26 protein-coding genes are annotated in these 23,928 nt (G+C 66.5%); 15 read left to right on the forward strand and 11 right to left on the reverse strand.

All coding sequences use genetic code 11. The features are described from left to right. Positions 1 to 5: 5 nt before the first annotated feature. Complete coding sequence (gene mutY, locus GRI55_RS06085) at positions 6 to 1,028, forward strand: A/G-specific adenine glycosylase (protein ID WP_160766565.1); 1,023 nt, start codon at positions 6 to 8, stop codon at positions 1,026 to 1,028. On the opposite strand, the gene GRI55_RS06090 is transcribed toward mutY, so the two are convergent. Beyond that, positions 1,025 to 1,246 carry a hypothetical protein gene (locus GRI55_RS06090; RefSeq protein WP_050600301.1) on the reverse strand — a complete coding sequence of 74 codons (222 nt, stop codon included), beginning with the start codon at positions 1,244 to 1,246 and terminating at the stop codon, positions 1,025 to 1,027. The genes mutY and GRI55_RS06090 overlap by 4 nt on opposite strands. A gap of 109 nt (positions 1,247 to 1,355) precedes the next feature. On the opposite strand from GRI55_RS06090, the gene GRI55_RS06095 reads away from it, so the two are divergent. The 3 genes from GRI55_RS06095 (at position 1,356) to GRI55_RS06105 (ending at position 4,213) form a co-directional block, all read left to right on the forward strand. Continuing rightward, on the forward strand, positions 1,356 to 2,672 hold the full coding sequence (locus GRI55_RS06095) for a serine hydrolase domain-containing protein (RefSeq protein ID WP_160766566.1): 1,317 nt from the start codon (positions 1,356 to 1,358) through the stop codon (positions 2,670 to 2,672). A 78-nt stretch (positions 2,673 to 2,750) separates the two neighbouring features. Next, positions 2,751 to 3,533 (forward strand): NAD(+) diphosphatase, encoded by a 783-nt coding sequence (nudC, locus tag GRI55_RS06100; RefSeq protein ID WP_230833813.1) that lies wholly within the window; start codon positions 2,751 to 2,753, stop codon positions 3,531 to 3,533. Next, on the forward strand, positions 3,530 to 4,213 hold the full coding sequence (locus tag GRI55_RS06105) for a DsbA family oxidoreductase (RefSeq protein WP_063506504.1): 684 nt from the start codon (positions 3,530 to 3,532) through the stop codon (positions 4,211 to 4,213). The genes nudC and GRI55_RS06105 overlap by 4 nt, the downstream gene beginning before the upstream one ends. Positions 4,214 to 4,270: 57 nt before the next feature. Here GRI55_RS06105 and GRI55_RS06110 read toward each other — a convergent pair whose 3' ends face one another. From GRI55_RS06110 to mgtE, 3 genes are all read right to left on the reverse strand, one after another. Further along, positions 4,271 to 4,513, reverse strand: coding sequence for a hypothetical protein (locus GRI55_RS06110; RefSeq protein WP_050600305.1), 243 nt, complete (start codon positions 4,511 to 4,513; stop codon positions 4,271 to 4,273). A 71-nt stretch (positions 4,514 to 4,584) separates the two neighbouring features. Beyond that, the gene (locus GRI55_RS06115; protein ID WP_063511729.1) at positions 4,585 to 4,974 is read right to left on the reverse strand and encodes a DUF1489 family protein; all 390 of its coding nucleotides are present in this window, start codon (positions 4,972 to 4,974) and stop codon (positions 4,585 to 4,587) included. 335 nt (positions 4,975 to 5,309) lie between these two features. Then, positions 5,310 to 6,761: a magnesium transporter gene (mgtE, locus tag GRI55_RS06120; protein ID WP_160766567.1), complete on the reverse strand. Its 1,452-nt coding sequence runs from the start codon at positions 6,759 to 6,761 to the stop codon at positions 5,310 to 5,312. A gap of 114 nt (positions 6,762 to 6,875) precedes the next feature. Here mgtE and GRI55_RS06125 point away from each other — a divergent pair, with 114 nt between their 5' ends. From GRI55_RS06125 to GRI55_RS06155, 7 genes are all read left to right on the forward strand, one after another. Further along, positions 6,876 to 7,337, forward strand: coding sequence for a peptidylprolyl isomerase (locus GRI55_RS06125; RefSeq protein WP_050600307.1), 462 nt, complete (start codon positions 6,876 to 6,878; stop codon positions 7,335 to 7,337). Positions 7,338 to 7,426: 89 nt separating this feature from the next. Continuing rightward, complete coding sequence (gene miaB, locus GRI55_RS06130; protein ID WP_160766568.1) at positions 7,427 to 8,770, forward strand: tRNA (N6-isopentenyl adenosine(37)-C2)-methylthiotransferase MiaB; 1,344 nt, start codon at positions 7,427 to 7,429, stop codon at positions 8,768 to 8,770. Between the two features lie 95 nt (positions 8,771 to 8,865). Continuing rightward, positions 8,866 to 9,909, forward strand: coding sequence for a PhoH family protein (locus GRI55_RS06135; protein WP_202392392.1), 1,044 nt, complete (start codon positions 8,866 to 8,868; stop codon positions 9,907 to 9,909). A gap of 58 nt (positions 9,910 to 9,967) precedes the next feature. After that, positions 9,968 to 10,267: a GIY-YIG nuclease family protein gene (locus GRI55_RS06140; protein ID WP_307019527.1), complete on the forward strand. Its 300-nt coding sequence runs from the start codon at positions 9,968 to 9,970 to the stop codon at positions 10,265 to 10,267. A gap of 47 nt (positions 10,268 to 10,314) precedes the next feature. Then, positions 10,315 to 10,803, forward strand: coding sequence for an rRNA maturation RNase YbeY (gene ybeY, locus GRI55_RS06145; protein ID WP_050600311.1), 489 nt, complete (start codon positions 10,315 to 10,317; stop codon positions 10,801 to 10,803). Between the two features lie 21 nt (positions 10,804 to 10,824). Next, entirely contained in the window at positions 10,825 to 11,742 is a 918-nt protein-coding gene (locus tag GRI55_RS06150; protein ID WP_050600312.1) for a hemolysin family protein, read from the forward strand. Positions 11,743 to 11,810: 68 nt separating this feature from the next. Continuing rightward, positions 11,811 to 12,695: a LysR substrate-binding domain-containing protein gene (locus tag GRI55_RS06155; protein ID WP_082847573.1), complete on the forward strand. Its 885-nt coding sequence runs from the start codon at positions 11,811 to 11,813 to the stop codon at positions 12,693 to 12,695. A 15-nt stretch (positions 12,696 to 12,710) separates the two neighbouring features. Here GRI55_RS06155 and GRI55_RS06160 read toward each other — a convergent pair whose 3' ends face one another. From GRI55_RS06160 to GRI55_RS06190, 7 genes are all read right to left on the reverse strand, one after another. Beyond that, positions 12,711 to 13,628, reverse strand: a complete 918-nt coding sequence (locus GRI55_RS06160) for a lysophospholipid acyltransferase family protein (RefSeq protein ID WP_160766569.1) — start codon at positions 13,626 to 13,628, stop codon at positions 12,711 to 12,713. Further along, positions 13,600 to 14,022, reverse strand: a complete 423-nt coding sequence (locus tag GRI55_RS06165) for a Fur family transcriptional regulator (RefSeq protein ID WP_050600369.1) — start codon at positions 14,020 to 14,022, stop codon at positions 13,600 to 13,602. Before GRI55_RS06165 ends, GRI55_RS06160 begins: the two co-directional genes overlap by 29 nt. Before the next feature lie 71 nt (positions 14,023 to 14,093). Next, on the reverse strand, positions 14,094 to 14,534 hold the full coding sequence (locus GRI55_RS06170; protein WP_050600315.1) for a Ros/MucR family transcriptional regulator: 441 nt from the start codon (positions 14,532 to 14,534) through the stop codon (positions 14,094 to 14,096). Between the two features lie 115 nt (positions 14,535 to 14,649). Further along, positions 14,650 to 15,102, reverse strand: coding sequence for a GNAT family N-acetyltransferase (locus GRI55_RS06175; protein ID WP_050600316.1), 453 nt, complete (start codon positions 15,100 to 15,102; stop codon positions 14,650 to 14,652). Next, positions 15,102 to 15,710 (reverse strand): tRNA (adenosine(37)-N6)-threonylcarbamoyltransferase complex dimerization subunit type 1 TsaB, encoded by a 609-nt coding sequence (gene tsaB / locus GRI55_RS06180; RefSeq protein WP_160766570.1) that lies wholly within the window; start codon positions 15,708 to 15,710, stop codon positions 15,102 to 15,104. The genes GRI55_RS06175 and tsaB overlap by 1 nt, the downstream gene beginning before the upstream one ends. 36 nt (positions 15,711 to 15,746) lie before the next feature. Then, positions 15,747 to 16,340 carry a malonic semialdehyde reductase gene (locus tag GRI55_RS06185; RefSeq protein ID WP_063506370.1) on the reverse strand — a complete coding sequence of 198 codons (594 nt, stop codon included), beginning with the start codon at positions 16,338 to 16,340 and terminating at the stop codon, positions 15,747 to 15,749. A 26-nt stretch (positions 16,341 to 16,366) separates the two neighbouring features. Beyond that, a complete protein-coding gene (locus tag GRI55_RS06190; RefSeq protein ID WP_050600319.1) occupies positions 16,367 to 16,948 on the reverse strand; it encodes a NifU family protein in 582 nt (193 codons plus the stop codon). Positions 16,949 to 17,047: 99 nt separating this feature from the next. Here GRI55_RS06190 and GRI55_RS06195 point away from each other — a divergent pair, with 99 nt between their 5' ends. The 4 genes from GRI55_RS06195 to egtD all read left to right on the forward strand — a co-directional run bounded on the left by GRI55_RS06195 (position 17,048) and on the right by egtD (position 23,917). After that, positions 17,048 to 19,987 (forward strand): M16 family metallopeptidase, encoded by a 2,940-nt coding sequence (locus tag GRI55_RS06195; protein WP_160766571.1) that lies wholly within the window; start codon positions 17,048 to 17,050, stop codon positions 19,985 to 19,987. Positions 19,988 to 20,110: 123 nt separating this feature from the next. Beyond that, positions 20,111 to 21,484, forward strand: coding sequence for a class II 3-deoxy-7-phosphoheptulonate synthase (locus GRI55_RS06200; RefSeq protein WP_050600370.1), 1,374 nt, complete (start codon positions 20,111 to 20,113; stop codon positions 21,482 to 21,484). A 181-nt stretch (positions 21,485 to 21,665) separates the two neighbouring features. Then, positions 21,666 to 22,919 carry an ergothioneine biosynthesis protein EgtB gene (gene egtB, locus GRI55_RS06205; protein ID WP_160766572.1) on the forward strand — a complete coding sequence of 418 codons (1,254 nt, stop codon included), beginning with the start codon at positions 21,666 to 21,668 and terminating at the stop codon, positions 22,917 to 22,919. Next, positions 22,919 to 23,917, forward strand: coding sequence for an L-histidine N(alpha)-methyltransferase (egtD, locus tag GRI55_RS06210; RefSeq protein ID WP_160766573.1), 999 nt, complete (start codon positions 22,919 to 22,921; stop codon positions 23,915 to 23,917). The genes egtB and egtD overlap by 1 nt, the downstream gene beginning before the upstream one ends. Positions 23,918 to 23,928: the final 11 nt, after the last annotated feature.

Here is a 23,928-nt window from a genome sequence, read left to right on the forward strand (position 1 = left end):
GCGCCGTGGCCGCCACCGTCTCCGAAACTTTGCTTGCCTGGTACGATCGCCATGCCCGCGACCTGCCGTGGCGCGCGCGGCCCGGCGCGGCGCCGCCCGATCCCTATCGCGTGTGGCTGTCCGAAGTGATGCTGCAGCAGACCACGGTGGCGGCGGTGAAGCCCTATTTCGCAGCGTTCACCGCGCGCTGGCCCGATGTCGAGGCGCTGGCCGCCGCGCCCGAGGATGACGTCATGGCGGCGTGGGCCGGGCTGGGCTATTACTCGCGGGCGCGCAATCTGGTGAAATGCGCGCGCGCCGTGGCGGAGCGCGGCGGGTTTCCCGCGACCGAGGCGGACTTGCGCGAATTGCCGGGGCTGGGCGCCTACACCGCTGCGGCGGTGGCGGCGATCGCCTTCGGTCAGCGCGCGGTGGTGGTCGATGCCAATGTCGAGCGGGTCGTCGCCCGGCTGTTCGCGATCGAGGACCCGCTGCCCGGCGCGCGCAAGGCGATCCGCAGCGCCGCGGACAGCATCACCCCCGATCGGCGCGCGGGCGATTTCGCGCAGGCGATGATGGATCTGGGTGCGACCGTCTGCACCGCGCGCGATCCCAGGTGCCTGCTGTGCCCGCTGGCGCAGGCGTGCGCGGCGCGCGCAGCGGGCGATCCTGCACGCCTCCCGGTCAAGGCGCCGCGCAAGCCCAAGCCGCTGCGCCAAGGCCGCGCATTCTGGATCGAGCGCGACGGGGCGGTGTGGCTGGTTCGCCGCGCGGGCACGGGGATGCTGGGCGGGATGCGCGCGCTGCCCGACGACGGCTGGAGCGCGCAGGGTGACGGCAGCGCGGATCCGCCGTTGGCGGGGGCGTGGGAATGTGCGGGCGTGGTGCGGCATGTCTTCACGCATGCCGCGCTCGAACTGTCGGTGCTGGTGCAGCGCGACGCGCCGCAGCCCGCGGGGCCGGGCGAATGGTGGCCGCTCGACCGGATCGAGGAGGCCGGGTTGCCGACGCTGTTCGCGAAGGCCGCGCGGCTGGTGCGCGCGTCCTAGATCAGCCCGCCGCCGATGCTCAGCCGGATTGCGGCGATCAGCAGCACGACGAGGCAGAAATTGCGTCCGCCATTGGTCGAGGACAGCTGGCCGACAACCACGCCGAGGACGATCAGCGGCAGCGCCAGCCAGTTCGCCCAGCCGAGCAGCGGGATGGTCGCGGGGATGACGATGACGAGCGAGAGCAGTCCGAGGAGGATCGAAAGGAGGTTCAGCATGTGTCCTATATGGATAGGACACTGCCCGAATGCAACCGTTTCAATTCGCAATTGACGCTCCGCCGCCGGTCCCGCAGAACCCCGTCAAAGAGCTTCCGGAGAGACGTCAATGGCCTATCGCGAATTCGACACCCCCAACCTGTCCCGCCGCGCGCTGCTGCGCGGGGGTGCCTGGCTGACCGCAGGGGCTGCGCTCGCCGGTGCGCCGCTGGGCCGGGTGGCGATGGCGCAGGCGCAGGCGGGTACCGCCAGCTGGCCCGCGGTCACCGCGCTGGCGGACAAATACGTGTCCGAACGCAAGGTCGCCAACATGGTCGCCACGCTCGGCTGGGGCCGGCAGGACCCGCTCACGATTGCCCGCGGCACGCTGGCGCTGGGCGGGGCGGCGCAAGCCGATGCCGACAGCCTGTACCGCATCTATTCGATGACCAAGCCGATCACCGGCATGGCCGCGATGATGCTGATCGACGAGGGCCGGCTCGGGCTCGACCAGCCGATCGCCGAATTGCTGCCCGCCTACGCCGACATGCAGGTGCAGAAGACCTATGACGGCTCGGTCACCGACGTGGTCCCCGCCGAACGGCCGATCACCGTCCGCCAGCTGCTCACGCACACTGCGGGGCTCGGCTATGGCATCGTCCAGAAGGGCCCGATTACCGAGGCCTATGCCGAGCAGGGCCTGATCCCGGGCCAGGTCAGCCGCATGCCGATCCCCGGGCTTGGCCGTGCCAAGGCGGTCGAGGGGCTCGATGTCTTCGCCGACCGGCTGGCCGAGCTGCCGCTGGTGCTGCAGCCGGGGACCAAGTGGAGCTATTCGGTCAGCCTCGACCTGCTCGGCCGCGTGATCGAGGTCGCCTCGGGCATGGCCTTCGACGAATTCCTGCGCACGCGGATCTTCGAACCCACGGGGATGACCAGCACCTGGTTCACCGTGCCCGACAGCGAAATCGGCCGCTTCACCACCAATTACGGCATCATGAACGGTACGCCGCTGCCGGTCGACCCGGCCAAGGCCTCGATCTATCTCGACCCGCCGCCGTTCCCCTTCGGCGGGGCGGGGCTGGTCTCCAGCCCGCGCGACTACGACCGCTTCCTCCAGATGCTGCTCGGCTACGGCGTGATCGAGGGCAGGCGCGTGATGGGCGAACTCGCCGTCCGCGTGGGCACGTCCAACCTGCTGCCCGAAACCGCCACCACCGAAGGCACCTGGGTCGAAGGCCAGGGCTTTGGCGCGGGCGGCCGCGTGAGCGACGGGTCCTATGGCTGGGGCGGCGCGGCAGGCACGATCGCCTTCGTCAATTACAAGGCGGGGCTGCGTGCCAATTTGATGACGCAGTTCATGCCGTCAGACAGCTACCCCATCCACGAAGGCTTCCCCGAAGCGGTGACCGCCGATCTGGCCGCGATGCAGGGGGCGAAGGCGTAAGCCGTGCTGTCGTTTACCGGGTCGCGGCTCGACCGCGCCGATCACGTCCGCGCCGACCCCGAACGGCTGGCGGGATACATGAACTGGAAGGCGCGGGTGCTCGCGCTCGACGGGCTGATCCCCGCGCTCGACGATAGCAACCGGCTGGTCTGGGGCACGCTGGCCGACGTGCCCGAAGATGCCGAGCTGTGCTTCCTCGGGCTGGACGAGGGCAAGGCCTGCTTCGCCGCGGTTCCGCCGCGCGGCGACGCCACCCCGCGCATGGCGAACCCGCAGCTGTGGTCGCTGATGGCGACGCTGCCGCCCGACGACCTGGCGCTGTATGGCGGTGCGCGCAGCCTGACCGACTGGCATGCGCGGCACCGGTTCTGTGCACAGTGCGGCGGCGATACCAAGCTTGCCAAGGGCGGCTGGCAGCGCAATTGCACCGCCTGCGAAGCGAGCCATTTCCCGCGCACCGACCCGGTCACGATCATGCTGGTGGAACACGAAGGCCGGCTGATGCTGGGCCGCGGGCTCGGCTGGCCCGAAGGGCGCTTCTCCGCGCTGGCGGGCTTTGTCGAACCGGGCGAAAGCATCGAGGAAGCCGTCGCGCGCGAAGTGCTGGAAGAAGCCGGCGTGCGGGTGCGCGACGTGACCTATGTCGCCAGCCAGCCGTGGCCGTTCCCCAGCCAGCTGATGATCGGCTGCCACAGCCATACCGATAGCGACGAACTGACGATCGACGAGACCGAGATGGCCGAAGTCGAATTCTTCACTCGCGCGCAGGTGCAGGCGGCGATGGCGGGCGATGGGCCCTTCGTCGCCCCGCCGCCGCACGCGATCGCGCATCACCTCATGCAATGGTGGATCGAGCAATGAGCGAAACAAGAACCCTGCGGATCGATATCTGGTCCGATGTCATGTGCCCGTGGTGCCTCGTCGGCTGGGGCAGCCTGCAGAAGGGCCTCGCGCAGCTCGAGGGCGAGATCGAGGCCGATATCCGCTGGCACGCTTTCGAACTCAATCCCGACATGGCCCCCGAAGGCGAGGAGCGCACCGCGCATATCGCGCGCAAGTACGGCACCACGACCGAACAGTCGAAAGCGGTGCAGGGGCGCATGCGCGAGGCCGCGGAAAATGCCGGTGTCTCGCTCGATTACGAGGGTGGCGACCCCGAACCCACGGGCATGATGTGGAACACTTTCGCGGCGCACAAGCTGCTGACCTGGGCGGGCGAGGAACATGGCCCGCAGCGCCAGACCGCGCTCAAGCTCGCGCTGTTCCGCGCGCACTTCAACCACCGCCGCGCGCTGGGCGATGACGCAGTGCTGCTCGACATCGCCGAGGAAGAGGGTTTCGACCGCACCGCTGCGCGCGCGGCTCTGGCCAGCGAGGAGCTGGCGCACAAGGTCCGCGCGGAAGAACGCGCGGCGTGGGACCTCAACATCACCGGCGTGCCCGCCATGGTGGTGGAGAACAAGTTCATGATCCCCGGCGCGCAGCCGGCCGAAGCCTATGCCGACGCGCTGCGCCGCGTGGCGGAGAAAACCGCGGCCTGAACGCAAACGCCCCGCCGGGAAGGGCGGGGCGCTGCATTATCGGTCATGGGCGAGGGGTTAACCGCGCGAGTCCTGCATGGCGGCCAGCGTCTTGTCGCCCTTTTGCGCATCCTGCGCGGGATTGTCCGAACCCGTTTCGGGTTCGCGATTGTCGGGATCGGTCGCGCTGTTCAGCTCGCCGCGTTTGCCGACCTGGCGGTTCACTTCGCCGCCGGAGGAACCCTGCTGCGACGGGGTCGCATTCTCGGTCATCTCGGCGATCAGTTCGTTGTCGGGGTGAAGCGATTGGCGTTCGGGCATAAGTTGTTTCTCCTTTGCCCTACCAACGGACTGCCCCGCCCGGATGTTCCATTCCGCGCCGCCGCGTGCGGTCAGATCAAGCCGAGCCGTTCGAGCTTGCCCGCCAGCTTGCCCGGCAGCGCATCGCCGATATCCTCGCCGGGGGCGAGGTCGCGCGGGGGTTCGCCTTTGAGATAGCGCCAGCCCTGGTGCGCACGCTTGGGGCGCGGATGGACGCGGACGAGTTCGGGCTTGAGGTCGATCGACCAGCGCCCGTCGCTGGTCTCGCTGAACCCGAGGATCTCGCTGCGTGCCACGATGCTGTGCTGGTGAATCCAGTAGAGCGACCCGCCGATGCATTCTTCCCACTTGGTCGGGCGATAGCGCGTGGTCAGATTGGGGCTGCGCCGCGCGGCGTACCAGTTCTCGATATCGCCATAGGTCTGCGCACCGAAAGCGATCTTGGTCAGGTTGAGCGGCATGGCGTGGATGTAGCGCTTCGCCCCCATATCTCAACCGCGATCCGGAGCCGGTCCTCAATCTCAATCGTCGCCCCGGATGTGATCCGGGGCTGGTGCTTCCTTTTCGCAAGGGCGCGCGGGGGGCAAGGCAGCCCCGACCCCGGAGCAAGTCCGGGGTGACGTGATGGGGACGGCGAAGTCACCACTTTCCTACATCGATCTATCCCGGGCAAGATGCACCAATGCGCGCATCTCTAACCCTCCAGCTCCCGCAATTCCGCGGTTTCGCAGCACAGCGACCACCCGCGGCGGTTTTCGCCCTGGACCGTGTAACAGGCGGTCCATGTGTAGGCTTGCTAGCCCACCGCGCCGCTGGCCACGGCCAGTCCGAGGAAGGCGAAGAAGCCCATCGAATCGGTGATCATCGTCACGAACACGCTGCTGGCCACTGCCGGGTCCTGGTCGAGCCGTTCGAAGGCAACCGGCACCATCACCCCGGCAAAACCCGCGGTGACGACGTTGATCACCATCGCCAGCGCGATCACCGCGCCCAGCGTGGGGGTGAAGATCACCCCCGTCGCCAGCCCCACCAACACCGCGATGGTCATGCCGTTGAGCACTGCCACGCGCATCTCGCGCAGCAGGATGCGGCGCGTGTTGCTGCGCGTCAGCTGGTTGGTGGCAATCGCGCGGACGGTCACCGCCATGGTCTGCGTGCCGGCATTGCCGCCAATGCTGGCGACGATCGGCATCAGCACCGCCAGCGCGACCAGCTTTTCGATCGCCGCGCCGAACAGCGCGATGATCACCGAGGCGACCAGCGCGGTGCCCAGATTGGCGACCAGCCAGCGCACGCGCGCCGAATAGGCTTCGCGGATCGGCTCGTTGATGTCGCCTTCGCCCGCGCCGCTCATCAGCAGCGCGTCCTCGCCCGCTTCCTCGGAGATGATGTGGACCACGTCGTCCACCGTCATCTGTCCGACCAGCCGGTCGTTCTCGTCGATTACCGCGGCGCTGATGAGGTTGTACTTCTGGAACATCAGCCCGACCTCTTCCTGGTCGAGCAGGACGGGGATCAGCGTCTGGTCGCGCTTCATCACGTCGGCCAGCGGGATCGTGCGCGGCGCGCGCAGCACCCAGCTCAGCGCGCAGGTGCCGACCGGGTGGTGCTTCTCGTCGACCACGAAGATCTCGTAGAAATCGTCGGGCAGGTCGCGCCCGTCGCGCAGGAAATCGATCAGATCGCCCACGGTCAGGTGCTCGGGCACGGCCACGAAATCGCGGCTCATCAGGCGGCCGGCGGTTTCCTCGGGATAGGAGAGCGCGGACTGGATCGCGATCCGGTCCTCCATCTCGACTTCGGCCAGGATCGCGCGCTGGTTGGCCTCGTCGAGATCCTCGATCAGCTGGACCGCATCGTCGGTCTCGAGCTGGTCGACGATCTGCGCCACCGCTTCGGGCGGCAGCGCTTCCATCATGTCTTCGCGGACGTAGTCGTTGAGTTCGGCGACCACTTCCGAGGTCATCAGGTCGGTGATCGCCGCGGCCAGCTGGTAGCGCTGTTCGCGCTCGAACAGTTCGAGCAGGTCGGCGATGTCGGCGGGGTGGAGCGGTTCGACCAGCTCGTACACCGCCTTGGTGTCGCCGTCCTCCAGTGCCTGCTCGACGGCTTCGACATACTCCTTCTTGAGCGTGTTTTCCTCGTCCATCCGCTCGTCGTCGATGCGGTCGTCGGGGCGCGCTTCGTCGGCCGACTCGCGCGCCAGCAGGAAACCGTCATCGTCGAGGGGGCGGTCGCTTTCGCTCATGGCAGCGGTCTAGGCAGACCCGGGGGGAATGCAAGCGGCCGGTGCCATTCGACTGGTGACTCTCGGCCCACAATCCCTATGTAGGCCGCCAATCACTCACAGGAGACACGATCCATGGCCGACAAGCTGACTTTGACCCTCGACACCGGCGACGGCGAAAACAAGGACGTAGTGATCAAGCTGCGCCCCGATCTCGCGCCCGGCCATGTCGAACGCATCACCACGCTGGCCGGCGAAGGCTTCTACGACGGGGTGGTCTTCCACCGCGTGATCCCCGGCTTCATGGCGCAGGGCGGCGATCCGACCGGCACCGGCATGAGCGGCAGCGACAAGCCCGATCTCAAGGCCGAATTCAACAGCGAACCGCACACCCGCGGGACCTGCTCGATGGCCCGCACGCAGGTGCCCGACAGCGCCAACAGCCAGTTCTTCATCTGCTTCGACGACGCCGAATTCCTCGATGGCCAGTACACCGTCTGGGGCCAGGTCGAGAGCGGCATGGAACACGTCGACGCGCTGCCCAAGGGCGAACCGCCCGCAAACCCGGGCAAGATCGTCAAGGCGACTGTCGGGTAAACTTCGCCGGGATCGAAAACGGGAAGGGCGGCCACGAGCCGCCCTTTTCGTTGAAAGGGCTGGTCCCATCGGGTAAAGGCGCGCCACTCATGAAACCGACCACCACCCCTCCCAAGACCTACCGGGTCAAGAGCTTCGGCTGCCAGATGAACGTCTATGACGGCGAACGCATGGCCGAGATGCTCGACGCGCAGGGCATTGCGCCCGCAGCCGAGGGCGAGGACGCCGATCTGGTGGTGCTCAACACCTGCCACATCCGCGAAAAGGCGGCGGAGAAGATCTATTCGGACATCGGCCGCCTGACCAAGGGCAAGACGCAGACCAAGCCGCCGATGATCGCGGTCGCGGGCTGCGTCGCGCAGGCCGAGGGCGAGGAGATCATGAAACGCTCGCCCGCGGTGAGCATGGTCGTCGGCCCGCAGGCCTACCACCGCCTGCCCGAAATGCTGGACCGCGCGGTGCAGGGCGAACGCGCGACCGATACCGACATGCCCGCGATCGCCAAGTTCGCCGCGCTGCCCGAACGCCGGCGGATCGGCCCGACCGCCTTCCTCACCGTGCAGGAAGGCTGCGACAAGTTCTGCACCTATTGCGTGGTGCCCTATACCCGAGGCGCCGAAATCTCGCGTCCTTACAGCGATCTGGTGACCGAAGCGCGCAAGCTGGTCGAAGCGGGCGCGAAGGAAATCACGCTGCTCGGCCAGAACGTGTCCGCGTGGAGCGGCGAGAACGGCAGGGGCCACGCGGTGGGCCTAGCGGGTCTGATCCGCGACATCGCCGCGATCGATGGCCTCGCGCGTATCCGCTACACGACCAGCCACCCGGCCGACATGGACGACGACCTGATCGCCGCGCATGGCGACACGCCCAAGCTCATGCCGTTCCTCCACCTGCCGGTGCAGGCGGGCAGCGACCGCGTGCTGAAAGCCATGAACCGCAGCCACAGCGTAGAGAGCTATCTCAAGCTGCTCGACCGCTTCCGCGCGGCGCGGCCCGATCTCGCGCTGTCGGGCGACTTCATCGTCGGCTTCCCCGGCGAGACCGATGCCGAGTTCGAGGAAACGCTGCAGCTGGTCGGCGAGGTTGCCTATGCGCAGGCCTTCAGCTTCAAATACTCGCCGCGCCCCGGCACGCCTGCCGCGACGATGGACGGGCAGGTGGCGAAAGAGGTCATGGACGAGCGTCTGCAGCGGCTCCAGGCCGCGCTCAACCGCGACCAGCTGGCGTTCAACCAGAACACCGTCGGCCGCACCTGCGAGGTGCTGGTCGAACGCAAGGGCAAGCTGCCCGGCCAGTGGCTCGGCAAGACGCCGTGGCTGCAGAGCGCGTGGTTCGAAGGCGACGTGCAGATCGGCGACCTCGTGCAGGTCGAACTGGTCGAGGCGGGGCCCAACTCGCTTGCCGGGATGCTGCGCGAAACCGTCGCCGCCTGATTACAGCGGGATGACTATCCACCGTCCCGCGCCGGGGACCAGCTTGCGCGTCATGCGTTGAAGCCTAAACTCCGACTCGCATTTGAAAGGAGCCTATGGCCCGCAAACCCATACAGAAGGACGCCCAGGCCTTCTCCCCGCCGCCTTCGCCGCAGCGCGAAGTGCGCCGCGCGCAAATCGATATCAGCTTCGAGAACCAGAGCTTGCTGGCCGCCCTGTTCGGCCAGTTCGATGCGAATCTGGTGCAGGTCGAGAACCGCCTCGGCGTGTTCATGTCGGCGCGCGGCAACCAGCTGCATATCGAAGGACCCGAAGATAGCGTGGCGCGCGCGCGCGATGTGCTCACCGCGATGTATGACAGGTTGGCGGTGGGGCAGGATCTCGACGCCGGGGCAATCGAAGCGCTGATCACCATGTCGGACGAACCCACTCTCGACGGGATCGTCGATGCCGATGCGGGCAATGGCAAGCGCGGTCCGCCGATCATGATCCGCACGCGGCGCAAGACCATCGTTCCTCGCAGCGCGATGCAGGCAACCTACATGCGCAGCCTGGTGCGCGACGACATCATCTTCGCGCTAGGTCCGGCGGGAACGGGCAAGACCTACCTCGCGGTGGCGCAGGCGGTGGCGCAGCTGATCACCGGCAGCGTGCAGCGCCTGATCCTTTCGCGTCCGGCGGTGGAAGCGGGCGAAAAGCTGGGCTTCCTACCCGGTGACATGAAGGAAAAGGTCGATCCCTACCTGCGCCCGCTGTACGACGCGCTCTACGATTGCATGCCGCCCGAACAGGTCGAGCGGCGGCTGGCCTCGGGCGAAATCGAGATCGCGCCGATCGCCTTCATGCGCGGCCGCACGCTGGCGGATGCCTTCGTCATCCTCGACGAAGCGCAGAACACCACGCGCGAGCAGATGAAGATGTTCCTCACCCGCTTCGGGCAGAACAGCCGGATGGTGATCTGCGGCGATCCGCGGCAGGTCGACATTCCCGGCGGCGATGGGATGAGCGGGCTGGCCGATGCGGTCGGCAAGCTGGAGGGCGTCGATGGTTTCGGCACCATCCGCTTCACCGCCGCCGACGTGGTCCGCCACCCGATCGTCGGGCGCATCGTCGAGGCCTACGAGGGGCCGAACGCATAATGACAAAAACCATTATGTCGTCACCCCCGCGCAGGCGGGGGTCCCGCTACCTTCGGGCGTGACTTTCGAGAAAGGCGGCTACGTTTACATCATGGCAGACCGCTACCGCGGTACCATCTATGTGGGCGTGACTGCCGATATTGCCGCGAGGGCAGTGCAGCACCGCGAAGGGAAGGGCGGGTCGTTTACCCACCGGTATGGGCTCACACGGCTCGTCTATCTCGAGCGCTACGATGACATTACCGATGCTATCGCGCGCGAGAAGGCGGTGAAGAAATGGAACCGCGCGTGGAAGATCAGGGCGATCGAGGAGCAGAATCCCGAGTGGCACGATCTGTTCGACACGCTGAACATGTAGCAGGAGCGCGATCCCCGCCTGCGCGGGGATGACGAAGGATTAGAACGGTGGATTTCGACATCGACATCGACGGCTGGCCCGCGGACGTGGAGTGGGATGCGCTGACCGTGCGCGCGCATGCAGCGCTGGGCACTGTCGAGCCCGCGCTGCACAATCCGCGGCTGACCGCTTCGGTGCTGTTCACCTCCGATGCGGACGTCCACGCGTTAAACAAGGAATGGCGCGGCAAGGACAAGCCGACCAATGTGCTGTCGTTCCCCATGCTCGAGCGTGAGGACCTGCTCGACCTTGCACCCGAGGGGCCGCCCGAAATGCTCGGTGATATTGCGCTGGCCGCCGGCACCTGCGCGCGCGAGGCAGCGGAGAAGGGGGTGCCGCTGGAAACGCATGCGACGCACCTGCTCATACACGGTTTGTTACACCTTGCCGGGCACGATCACGTCGATTCGGACGCGCAGGCCGAGGCAATGGAGGCGCTGGAAATCGCAGCGCTTGCAAAACTGGGTATCGGCGACCCATATGGGGACCGCAATTGACTGGAGTACACTGGTAGGGCCATGCCCGATTCTTCATCACCCGCGGGAGACGCGGAGAGTAGCAGCGGGCTGATCCTCGCTATCCGGAAATTCTTCGACCCCGATCACGGCGAACGCTCGCTGCGTGCGCAGCTCGAAGACGCGATCGACGAGCACGAGGACGAGAACGGCGAGGATACGCCCGAACACAGCGGCACGGGCGACCTGTCGCTGGTTGAACGCCAGATGCTGCGCAACCTGCTGCATTTTTCCGAGCACGACGCCGACGATGTCGCGGTGCCGCGCGGCCAGATCATCGCGATCGAGGCCACGGCGAGCTGGGACCAGCTCGTCGAGACCTTCGCCGAACACGGCCATTCGCGCATGCCGGTTTATCGCGAGCAGCTCGACGATGTGATCGGCATGATCCACATCAAGGATGTCTTCACCATCCTCGCGCGCGGCGAGACCCCGCCGGGCGACTGGACGGTGCTGCTGCGGCAGCCGCTCTACGTCCCGCAGACCCGCAACGCGCTCGACGTGCTGGCCGACATGCGCGCGCAGCGCATGCATCTGGCTATCGTGGTCGATGAATTCTCGGGCACCGACGGCCTCATCACGATCGAGGATCTGGTCGAGGAAATCGTCGGCGAAATCGAGGACGAGCATGACGATGCGCCCGAGCAGTGGATCGTCGATATCGGCGGCGGCATGTGGGATTGCGACGCGCGTGCCGAGCTCGAGGATGTCGCACGGCAGGTCTCGCCCGCGATCGTCGAAGTGGAAGAATCGGTCGATACGCTGGGCGGCGTGGCCTTCGTCCTGGCCGAGCAGGTGCCCGAAGTGGGCCGCGTGCTCGAACACCCCAGCGGCTGGCGGATCGAGGTAATCGACGGCGATGAAACGCATGTCACGCGCCTGCGGCTGCACGCGCCCGACCAGGCTGCCACGCCGGGGTGAGGTGAGTTGCAGATTTCTGCACATTCATGCTCGACAGGTGCGTTTGACGCTCATAGCATGCAACGGTCATGGCTACCCGGCGACTTCCCCCTCTTCGCGCCCTCGAGGCTTTCGTGCGCACTGTCCGACTGGGCTCCGCGCGTGCCGCGGCAGATGAACTGGGACTGAGCCCTTCGGCGCTGTCGCGCCGGATCGGCAATCTCGAGGACTTCGTCGGCAAGAAGCTGTTCACGCGGGCGCGGCAGTCGATGCAGCTGACCGATGACGGGCATGCCTTCTTCGAAGCGGTGAACCCGCAGCTCGAAGCGCTGGCGCGCGCAGTCGAAAGCCAGTCGGAAAACCTGTCGGTCCTGCGCCTGCATCTGGGCGTCCTGCCGCTGTTCGGCACGCAGCGCCTGTTTCCGCGGCTGGCCGAACTGCGCGAACGGCATCCGCTGCTGCATATCGACATCGATACCGGCGCGCATCTGGAGGACCGGGTGGGCGATGTGCTCGACGCGGCGATCATCCTGTCGCGGGGGCCCTCGCGCGGACTGCACGCGGTCCGGCTCGACTACAACAAGGTCCACGCGATTTGCAGCCAGGATCTGGCCGCCAAGATCGGGGATGAGCCCGATGCCGAAGTGCTCGGTCGCCAGACGTTCCTGATCCACAACGAGCTGCCCGAAAGCTTTACCGCGTGGCGCGCCGAGATCGGCCTGAACGATTTCGAGCCGGCGGCGATCGATCATTTCGATTCGGGCCAGATCATGCTCGAGGCGGCGGCGCAGGGGCTGGGCATCGCGATCATGCACGACGACCACATGCGCCGCGCTGCGGACAACCGCTTGGCGACGCTGTTCGGCGCGGATGTCGAAAGCCCGTACAGCTATTGGTTCGTGTGCAAGCCGACCGCGTTGGAAGAGCGCCCGGTGCGGCTGTTCCACGACTGGCTGGTCAAGGCCGGGCTCTAGCGCAGGCCCGCGCCTTCAGGTCTCGTCCAGCGCCGGCGCGGTGTAGCGGATCGCTGCGACCGTATGGCGGAAATCGCGCAAGGGTTCGTCCAGCGTCGCGCCCAGTTCCTGTTCGATTTCCAGGCGTGCCTGCGCCGCGATTGCCTTGCGCCCGCGATAGTCTTCGGGGCTGAACGGTTCGAGATAGGTGATGCGAAGCGGGAAGCTGCCCTTGCGGCCCATTACGCGCATGGCGTTGTTGACCCCGCCTTCCTCGCCGATCCAGCCAATGAATTCGGCCACGTCGCCGTAATCGAGCACCACGGGCTGGACGAGCACGCCGGCGGGCGGCGGTTCGAGCACCGACAGCATCGAGCTCTTGAAGGGCAGCAGCGACCGGCCGTCGGTGGTGGTGCCTTCGGGAAAGACGGTGACCGACCAATTGTCGGCCAGCGCCTCCTTCAGCGCGTTGATCTGCTGCGCCACGCCCATCCGGTTCTCACGCTTGACGAACACCGTGCGGTTGAGCCGGCACAGCCACCCGATCACGGGGACCTGCGACAGTTCGAACTTGGCCACGAAGGCGGTTCCGGTGGCACCGGCCAGCGCGAGTATGTCGACCCACGAGACATGGTTGGCAATGAAGAACACATCGCGCCGTAGCGGTGTCCCGTGGATTTTCACGCGCGCGCCGATGATCCAGGCGGTGTAGCGCAGGAACAGCATGGGGAAGGGCGACCCATAGGCGAACACGCGGTAGAGGTAGTGCAGCGGCACGCAGATCAGCAGCCCCAGCAGGATGCCCAGCGTCCGCAGGACGAAGCGCACCCATTCGCGCGGGGTCAACGGAGTGGTCTCGCCGCGCATCGCGGCAAGCCTGCGAGCGGATAGGGCGGCGAGGCGACGCTCGGCGTCGGCGCGATCGCTATCCTTCGCGGTCGAGACGGACGCCATAGAGTTCCAGCCGGTGGTCGACGAGGCGGTAGCCCAGCTTGGCCGCGATCTGCTTCTGCAGTGCCTCGATCTCGGGGTCGACGAATTCGACGACCTTGCCGGTTTCGACATCGATCAGGTGGTCGTGATGGGCTTCGGGTGCGGCTTCGTACCGTGCGCGGCCATCGCCGAAATCGTGGCGGTCGAGAATGCCCGCTTCTTCGAACAGCCGCACGGTCCGGTAGACCGTGGCGATCGAGATGCCCGAATCGATCTTGTTGGCGCGTTCGTGCAGCAGTTCGACATCCGGGTGGTCGTCGCTCTCGGACAGCACGCGCGCGATCACGCGGCGCTGTTCGGTGATCCGCAGGCCCTTGTCGGCGCACAATTGTTCGAGATCGATCTTCTGATGCACAGTCATTTCCAAATAAAACGCCCCGTACCCTTATCGGGCCGGGGCGTCTTGCTCAAGGCGAACCGGAAGCCTCAGGCTTCCTTCTTCTTGCGGCCGCGCTTCTGGCCTGGCTTGCGGCCCAGTCCAATCTTGACCGCAAGATCGCGGCGCGTGGCGGCATAGTCGGGAGCGACCATCGGATAGTCGGCGGAAAGGTTCCAGCGTGCACGATACTCTTCGGGCGAAAGACTGTGCTCGGTCGACAGGTGCCGTTTGAGCATTTTCATCTTCTTGCCGCACTCGAGACAGGCGAGATGGTCTTTCTTTACCGACGAACGGATAGAAACCGCGGGTTCGGGCATTTCCTCGGCCGCGCTATCGCCCGTATCGAGACCCGACAGCGCCGAATAGACATTCGAAATAAGCGTGGGCACGTCCTCGACGGAAACACTGTTGTTGCTCACGTGAGCGGCCACGATGTCCGACGTCAACGTGATGAGGGTTTCAGCCATGTCGGTATGGAATTCTTCCATCAGGGTACCTTCTATATTGTGGAAATCACTAGGTTGCGACCCCGTGTGGGTACCATTGTATAAAATGGACAAGAAATTGCAACAATTGTTGGCAATTCTGACTTTTGGCGCGTTTTTACAACTTTCGCGCGAAGGTAATGGCGTCCAGTTTCGCGCCATCAAGCGTCCGGTAATAGGCCGGTCGGCGGCCGATCGGCTCGAAACCGCAGGCCCGATACAGGCTTTCCGCCGGGTTGTTCGCGCGCATTTCGAGGAAGACCCGGTCTGCGCCGCCGTCACGCGCGCGCCTGGCGAAGGTCTCGATCAGGAACCGGCCGAGCCCTCTCCCGCGCATTTCCGGGCGGACGCCGATCAGCAGCAGTTCCTCTTCGCCCGGCGCCCGGCGAGCGAGGATGAAACCCGCCGCCGGATCGCTGCCGTTCGCGAGCTTCACGCTGGCGTCGGCGAGAATGGCGTAAGTGTGCGGCATGGCCAGCGAGTTGGCGACCTGCTGGCGGGTCCAGGCTTCGCGCCAGTGCGGGTCGAACGCCGCTTCCATCACGGCCATCAACTGGTCGAGCTGCTCCATTACCCCGGCAGCTTCGCATCGGGCGGGCGGCCGTAGAGCGGCGCCAGATTGTCGGTCAGCAACGCATCCGGCAGCGCGAGCGCATGGCGGGCGTCGGGCAGCTCGACCGCGCTGGGCTCGATCTGCGCCAGTTCGCCCAGCGCTGCTGCCTTCGACCCGGCGATCAGCGGATGCACCGCCCGCGCCGCCGCAGCCTCGGGTGCGAGCGAGGCGACCGCGCCTGCGGGGATGGCGCCGGCATCGAAATCCTGGACGAACCATTCGCCGTGCCCGCCGGTCATGCATACGGTAACCGGACCGCCCGCTTCGCCCCGCGCGATGGCCGCGACCAGTGCCAGCGTGGGATAGCCCCGCACTTGCGCGTGCCAGGCGATGCCCAGCGCCCGCGCGACTGCGAGACCGATCCGGACCCCGGTGAAACTGCCCGGGCCCAGCGACACGCGGATTTCCCCGGCGCAGCCCTTGCCCGGCAGTTCGGCGATCATCGGGACGAGTCGTTCGGCATGGCCGCGCCCCAGCACCTCGTGCCGGGCATCGAGCAGCGTGCCGTTATCGAACAGCGCGGTCGAACAGGCTTCGGTCGCGGTTTCTATCGCCAGAATGCGCATCAGCGCCCACTGCCCCAGCGCAAACCGGTCCGCAAGTCAGTCGATACGGTTGAACTTGTCGAAATCGGGCCGCGGGCTGCGATCGAAAATGCTTTTCGGATCGCCGTGCCCGATCGCGCAGATGAAATTGCTGCGATGGCGCGGCTGGTCGGCGAAGAACGCCTTGTCGACCGCCTCGCTGTCGAAGCCCGACATCGGTCCGCAGTCGAGCCCGAGCGCCCGTGCGGCGATCATCAGATAGGCGCCCTGCAGCGAGGAATTGCGGAACGCGCCTTCCTTGCGGCCGTCTTCATCGCCGTCGAACCAGCTCTTGGCGTCGGTATGCGGGAACAGCCAGGGCAGTTCCTCGTGGAAATCGATATCGTAGCCGATGATCGCAACCACCGGGGCCGAGGTGATCTTGTCCTTATTGCCGTCTGACGCGCAATCGGCCAGCTTGGCCTTGGCCTCGGGCGACTTGGCCCAGACGATGCGCGCGGGCTGCATATTGGCCGAGGTCGGCGCCATCTTGAGCAATTCGTAGATCGCGTGGATCTCGTCATCGCTCACCGGCTGGTCGAGCCAGTCGTTGTAGCTGCGGGCTTCGCGGAAGATGAGGTCGAGCGCGTCGGCGGAAAGGGTGTCGGCCAAGAGGTTTGTCCTTCGCTTCGTGGAATTCAGGCGGCGCGGACTTCAACGACCTCGGGGACGTAATGTTTCAGCAAACCTTCGATGCCGTGCTTGAGCGTGGCGGTCGAGGAGGGGCAGCCCGAACAGGCACCCTGCATCTGCAAGTGGACCACACCGTCGCGGTAGCCGCGGTACTGGATATCGCCGCCATCGCCCGCCACTGCGGGCCGGACACGCGTTTCGAGCAGTTCGTTGATCTGCGCGATGATGTCGCCGTCTTCCTCGCGTTCGTCGACAAGCATGCCTTCGTCTTCGGGCGGAACCGCAATGCCGCCGGCGGTGCCGGGCACGAACAGCGGTGCCTGCGCCACGAAATGGTCGAGCAGGATCGCGAGAACCTGTGGCTTGAGATCGCTCCAGCTGACGCCGGGCGCGGCGGTCACGGTGACGAAATCGCCGCCGAAGAACACGTTCACGACTTCGCCCGTATCGAAGATCGCCTGCGCCAGCGGGCTGGCCTCGGCGGCTTCGGGGGTGGCGAATTCGCGCGTGCCCTGCTGCATGACCGGCTGGCCGGGCAGGAACTTGAGGCTCGCGGGGTTGGGCGTGGTTTCGGTCTCGATGAACATGCCAGCGATGTAGGGAGGCGGGCGGTCCGGGGCAAGGAAGGAACGCTTGTCCGCGACATTCACCTAGCCTTCACGCATCGCCTGCCTATATGCTGAACCATGACCGATTTTACGCGCGCCTTGCGGCGTCTCGCGCTCATCCTTCCCGCCGTGTTGCTCGCTCCGCAGCCCTTGTTGGCGCAGGAGCCGGCCCCGCCGACCCCGCAGCATCTGACACCGGCCGGCGGGACGCCGTGGATCTATGAAGGCAGCGACGTCCCCCGGGACGAGGAATGGATTTTCGGCGAACTGCCCAACGGGTTGCGCTATGCAGTGCGCAGCAATGCCGTTCCGCCCGACCAGGTCTCGGTCCGCGTGCGGATCGATGCAGGTTCGCTGCACGAAGACGCAAGCGAGCTCGGCTATGCGCATCTGCTCGAACACCTGCTGTTCCGTGAAAGCAAATATCTCGGCCCCGCAGAGGCGATTCCGACCTGGCAGCGGCTGGGCGCCACCTTCGGCAGCGATACCAATGCCGAAACCAGCCCGACGCACACCGTCTTCAAGCTCGACCTGCCCAATGTCGACGCGGGGAAGCTGGCCGAAAGCATGAAGCTGTTGTCGGGCATGGTCCGCAGCCCGGTGCTGAGCGATGCCAATGTCCAGGCCGAAGTCCCGATCGTGCTGGCCGAGAAACGCGAGCGCGGCGGGCCCGCCGAACGCGCGGGCAACGCCAGCCGCGAAGTGCTGTTCGCTGGCCAGCGGCTGGCCACCCGCAGCCCCATCGGCACCGAGGCCACGCTGGGCGCGGCCACCGGCGCAAGCGTGTCGGCCTTCTATCGCCGCTGGTACCGGCCCGAAAACACCGTGGTGGTGGCCGCAGGCGATATCGACCCGCAGCAGCTGGCTGCCGAGATCGAAGCGTGGTTCGGCGACTGGGAAGGCGAGGGTGCCCTGGTGCCCGCACCCGATTTCGGCGATCCGGTCGCCCCCGCGGGCGCCGACCCGGCCAATCCGGTGGGCGAAATCGGCGTGGTGGTCGAACCCGACCTGCCGCGCAGCTTCACTTATGCAGTGATGCGGCCCTGGCGCCCGGTGCAGGACACCGTTGCCTACAATGAAGGCCTGCTGCGCGACGCGCTGGCGCAGGCGCTGATCAACCGGCGGCTCGAATCGCGCGCCCGGGCCGGTGGCAGCTATCTCTATGCCCAGGTGTCGCAGGACGATGTCAGCCGCTCCGCCGACATGACCTTCGTCAATTTCGCGCCGCTCACCGGCGACTGGAAATCCGCGCTCGACGATATACGCGGGGTCATTGCCGACGCGCTGGCGACCCCGCCGTCGCAGGAAGAGATCGACCGCGAGCTGGCCGAGTTCGAGATCGTCTTCACCAGCCAGGTCGAACAGCGCCGGGTGCTGCCGGGACCGCGGCTGGCCGACGACATCGTCAACGCGGTCGATATCCGCGAGGCGGTCGCCGCGCCAGAAACCGTGCTGATGGTGTTCAACTCGATGCGCGAGACGATCACCCCCGAACGCGTGCTCGAGCATACCCGCGCGCTGTTTGCGGGCGATGTGATCCGCGCCGCCTACGTCACGCCCGAAGCCGGCGAGGCGAGCGAAGCGGCGATCCGCGCCGCGCTGGGCGAAACCATTGCCGCCGATGCCGAGGCCCGTATCGCCGCGCAGGCAATCGCGTTCGACGACCTGCCCGCAGTGGGCGAACCGGGCGAAGTGGTGGCGCAGGCGCCGATCGGCGTGCTCGACATCGAGCAGGTCGAATTCGCCAATGGCGTCAAGGCGATCCTGTGGGCGAACGATGCCGAACCCGGCCGCGTTGCAGTGAAGGTGCGGTTCGGCACAGGCTATCGCGCCTTCGCGCCCGACGAGGCGGTCTATGCCAACCTCGGCTATGCCGCGCTGATCGGCTCGGGCATCGGCGATCTGGGGCAGGAAGAGCTCGACGTGCTCGCCACGGGGCGCAAGTTCGGCTTCGACTTCCAGACCGGCGACGGCGCCTTCAGTTTCTACGCGCAGACCCGCGAACAGGATCTGGAAGAACAGCTTTATCTTTTCGCTGCGAAGCTGGCGATGCCCGGCTGGGATCCCAACCCGGTGATCCGCGCGAAAGCGGCGGGCAAGCTCGCTTACGAAAGCTATGGCGCCAATCCGAACGGCGTGCTGCAGCGCGACCTCGAATATCTCCTTCGCGATCAGGACCCGCGTTTCCAGACCCCCACGCCCGCGATGTTCGATGCCGCGACACCTGCGGGATTCCGCGAAGTGTGGGAACCGCTGCTTGGGCAGGGGCCGGTCGAAGTGCTGCTGTTCGGCGAATTCGACAAGGCCGCCACGATCGAGGCGCTGCGCAAGACGTTCGGCGCGCTCGACCAGCGCGAGACCGCGCCCGCAGAGGTTCTCGAACGCGCGATCGACTTCCCCGACGCGGGCGAGACGGTCATCCGCCGCCATCGCGGCGATGCCAATCAGGCCGCCGCGGTCATCGCCTGGCCCAGCGGGGCCGGGGTCGACGGGCTGCGCGAATCGCGCCGTCTCGAAGTGCTGGTGTCGCTGTTCAACAACCGGCTGATGGAAGCGATGCGCGAACATGCCGGCGCCAGCTATTCGCCCGTCGTACGGTCCGACTGGCCCAGCGATGTCGACAGCGGTGGGCGCATCGCCGCGCTCGCGCAGCTGCGACCCGAGGACGTGCCGGTGTTCTTCGCCGAGGCCGAACGCATCGCACAGGAACTGGCCAGCACGCCGGTAGGCGAGGATGAATACAACCGCGTGGTCGAACCGCTGCGGCAGTATGTCAGCCGCGCATCGACCGGGAACCTGTTCTGGCTCTACCAGCTCGAAGGCGCGACCGTGGACCCGCGCAGCATTGCCGACCTGCGCTTCCTGCTGGCCGATTACACGCAGACCGATCCGGGGGTGTTGCAGGCGCTGGCGCAGAAATACTTCGGTTCGCGCGCGGGCTGGCGCCTCGCAGTGCTGCCCGAGGGACAGGAACTGGCCACCGCGAGCGGACCAGCCAGTGCCGGCGAAGGGCGCTGATTCCGCTTACTGCAATCGCCCTTTTACGCTGGCCAAGCAAATGCTGCTTGCGACATGATGGGCGCTCGTCTGCTACAGACGAGCAATCAGGCGCCATTCCCGGCGCCGCAACCGGAAGATACCATGGCGACCAATTGGGCACCCGATAGCTGGCAGGGATACGAGGCAAGGCATTTGCCCGACTATCTCGACAAGGCTGCGCTCGAGGCTGCGACCACCACCCTCGAAACGCATCCGCCGCTCGTGTTTGCGGGCGAAGCGCGCGCGCTCAAGGCCGATCTCGCCGAAGTCGCCGAGGGCCGCGCCTTCCTGCTGCAGGGCGGCGATTGCGCCGAAAGCTTCGCCGAATTTCACCCCAACAACATCCGCGACACCTTCCGGGTGCTGCTGCAGATGGCGGTGGTGATGACCTTTGCCAGCAAGAAGCCGGTGGTGAAGGTTGGGCGCATGGCGGGGCAGTTTGCCAAGCCGCGCAGCTCGAACACCGAAACGCAGGGCGATGTCACGCTGCCGAGCTATTTCGGCGACAACATCAACGGCATCGAATTCGACGCCGCGACGCGCACCAACGACCCGCAGCGCATGGTCCGCGCCTATTCGCAGGCGGCTGCCACGCTCAACCTGCTGCGCGCCTTCGCCACCGGCGGCTATGCCAATCTGCGGCAGGTGCACCAGTGGACGCTCGAATTCATGGGCCGCAGCCCGTGGGCGGACAAGTTTTCCGACATTGCCGACCGGATCGGCGAAGCGCTCGATTTCATGGAGGCCTGCGGGGTCGATCCGCAAGTGCTCCCGCAATTGCAGCGCACCAGCTTCTACACCAGCCACGAAGCGCTGCTCCTACCTTACGAGCAGGCGCTGACCCGCCGCGACAGCCTGACCGGCGACTGGTACGATTGCTCGGCGCATATGGTGTGGATCGGCGACCGCACCCGCTTCGAAAACAGCGCGCATATCGAATTCGCGCGCGGCATCGGCAATCCGCTCGGGATGAAGTGCGGGCCGAGCCTGGAAACCGATGCGCTGCTCAAGCTGCTCGACACGCTCAATCCGGCACGCGAACCCGGCCGTATCACGCTGATCAGCCGGTTCGGCCATGACAAGGTCGAGGACGGCCTGCCGCGGCTGGTGCGCGCGGTGAAGGCGGAAGGCCATCCCGTCGTGTGGAGCTGCGACCCGATGCACGGCAATGTCGTCAAGTCGGACAGCGGCTACAAGACGCGGCCCTTCGACCGGATCCTGTCCGAAGTGAAGGGCTTCTTCGCCGTGCACCGCGCCGAAGGGACGCATCCGGGCGGTATCCATATCGAGATGACCGGGCAGGACGTGACCGAATGCGTCGGCGGCGCGGTGGCTATCACCGACGAGGCGCTGAAGGACCGGTATCACACGCATTGCGATCCGCGCCTGAACGCCGCGCAGTCGCTCGAACTGGCCTTCCTGATCGCGGAAATGCTCAACGAGGAACACGGGATTCGGCAGGCCGACGCCGCCTGAAACCGCCGCTTCGCGCCGCCGGCGGGGAACCGCCCCGGCCGCGCGGCATTGTTCGGGAATGCGCGACAGGCGATTGTACGGACACGGTTTTATACCCACGGCCTTTAAACCGAAATGGATTTCGGCCATGATGGATCATGGTCGCCAGCGTCCGGTGACTGCTACCTAGGGGGGACCGGCGATGTCCCAGTTGCAGCCCAGTTCGCGCCCATCCACCGGGGAAAGCCTCGACGCACGCTACGATACCGTCCGCTCGCTCAGCGAAGCGCTCGCCGCGCCGCTGTCCGATGCCGATGCGACGATCCAGTCGATGGAAGACGCCAGCCCTGCCAAGTGGCACCTGGCGCATACCACATGGTTCTGGGAAACCTTCCTCCTGCGCGACCGGCTGGAAGGGTACACGCTGTTCGACGAACGCTGGCCGTTCGTGTTCAATTCCTATTACGAAGCCGAAGGCGAACGCATCCACCGTTTTTCGCGCGGGATGCTGTCGCGGCCGACGCTGGAGGAAATCCTTGCCTGGCGCGCGCATGTCGATGCCGCGATGGAGCCGCTGTTCGCGCGCGAGGACCTGGCGCCGCTGATCGAGCTGGGCCTCAGCCACGAACAGCAACACCAGGAACTGCTGCTCACCGATATCAAGCACGGCCTGTTCCAGAACCCGCTGGGCGCCGCGATGTGGGACGCACCCGCAGCCGCTGCCCAAGCGCAGCCGCAGGAGTGGCACGAACATCCCGGCGGGATCGCGCGCATCGGCCACCAGGCGGACGGGTTTTCCTTCGACAACGAAGGTCCCGCGCACCGCGTTCTGCTCGAACCCTTCGCGCTGTCGTCGCGGCTGGTGACCAACGGCGAATGGGATGCCTTCATCGCCGATGGCGGCTACGACACCGCCAGCCTGTGGCTGTCCGACGGCTGGGCGTGGGTGCGCGAACACGCCGTCGGGGCGCCGCTCTACTGGCGCGAAGGCGAGCATTTCACCCATTCCGGCTGGCAGCCGCGCGACCCTGATGCACCGGTCACGCATATCTCCTATTTCGAGGCCGATGCCTTCGCCAGCTGGGCGGGGCAGCGGCTGCCCACCGAATTCGAATGGGAAGCGATCGCGCGCGGGCAGGAAGGGCAGGCGCAGGCGCACGATCCGTGCGGCGGGAACCAACTCGACGACGCCGCCCCGCCGCTGCCCCGCGGCAGCGAAGGCCTGTTCGGCGATTGCTGGCAGTTCACCCGCTCGGCCTATCTGCCCTATCCGCGCTTCAAGCCGGCTGCAGGCGCCGTGGGCGAATACAACGGTAAGTTCATGAGCGGGCAGTTCGTGCTCAAGGGCGCCAGCTGCGCCACGGCGCGCGGCCATTCGCGTTCCAGCTACCGCAATTTCTTCTACCCGCATCAGCGCTGGCAGTTCACCGGACTGCGGCTGGCAAAGGACATCTGATGGCTACCGACAAGGGGATCGCGCTCGTCGACCGCGACGAGGACGGCGTCGACCGGGCGTTTCGCGAGGATGTGCTGGCCGGGCTCCACCATGATCCCAAGGCGATCCCCGCGCGCTGGTTCTACGACGCGGAAGGCTCGCGACTGTTCGAGAAGATTACGCAGGTGGAGGAATATTATCCCACCCGCTCCGAAACCGAAATCCTCGGCGCGCGCGGGGCAGAGTTTGCCGAGCTGATCGGGCCCGGACGCGCGGTGGTCGAATTCGGTTCGGGCAGCTCGGTCAAGACGCCGTTGCTGCTCGAGGCGATCGATCCCGCCGCTTACGTCCCGCTCGACATTTCGGGCGATTTCCTGCGCGAAAGCGCGGCCGCGCTGGGGGCCAAGTTCCCCGGCCTGCCGGTCCACCCGGTCGAGGCCGACTTCATGCGCCGCGTGACCCTGCCCGGCGAAGTGGATAAGCTGGGCAAGCTCGGCTTCTTCCCTGGGTCGACGATCGGCAACATGGTCCCGCGCACGGCAGTCGACCTGCTGCGGTCGATGCGCGCGACGTTGGGCGCGGATGAAGGCGCCAGCCCGCTGCTGCTGATCGGCATGGACCTGATCAAGGACCGCGCCGTCCTCGAAGCCGCCTATGACGATGCCGCCGGCGTCACCGCGGCGTTCAACCTGAACCTCGTCACCCGGATCAACCGCGAACTCGGCGGCACCATGCCCGCCGATGCCTTTGCCCACGAAGCGCGCTGGAACGACGATCTGGCGCGCATCGAGATGCATCTCGTTGCCACGCGGGCCGTCGCTTTCGAGGTCTCGGGCCAGCGCTTCGCGATGGAGGAAGGCGAGACCATCCACACCGAGAACAGCCATAAATTCACCCCGCGTACCGCCAGCCTGCTGTTGCTCGCCGGCGGCTGGACCCCGCTCGAACGCTGGACCGATGAGCAGGACCGCTTCTCGGTGATCCTCGCCCGGGCGACCGACCAGCGCGAGGCGCCCTGACACGCCGAGTT

The sequence above is a fragment of the Qipengyuania citrea genome (genome assembly GCF_009828015.1).
Lineage (GTDB): Bacteria > Pseudomonadota > Alphaproteobacteria > Sphingomonadales > Sphingomonadaceae > Qipengyuania > Qipengyuania citrea.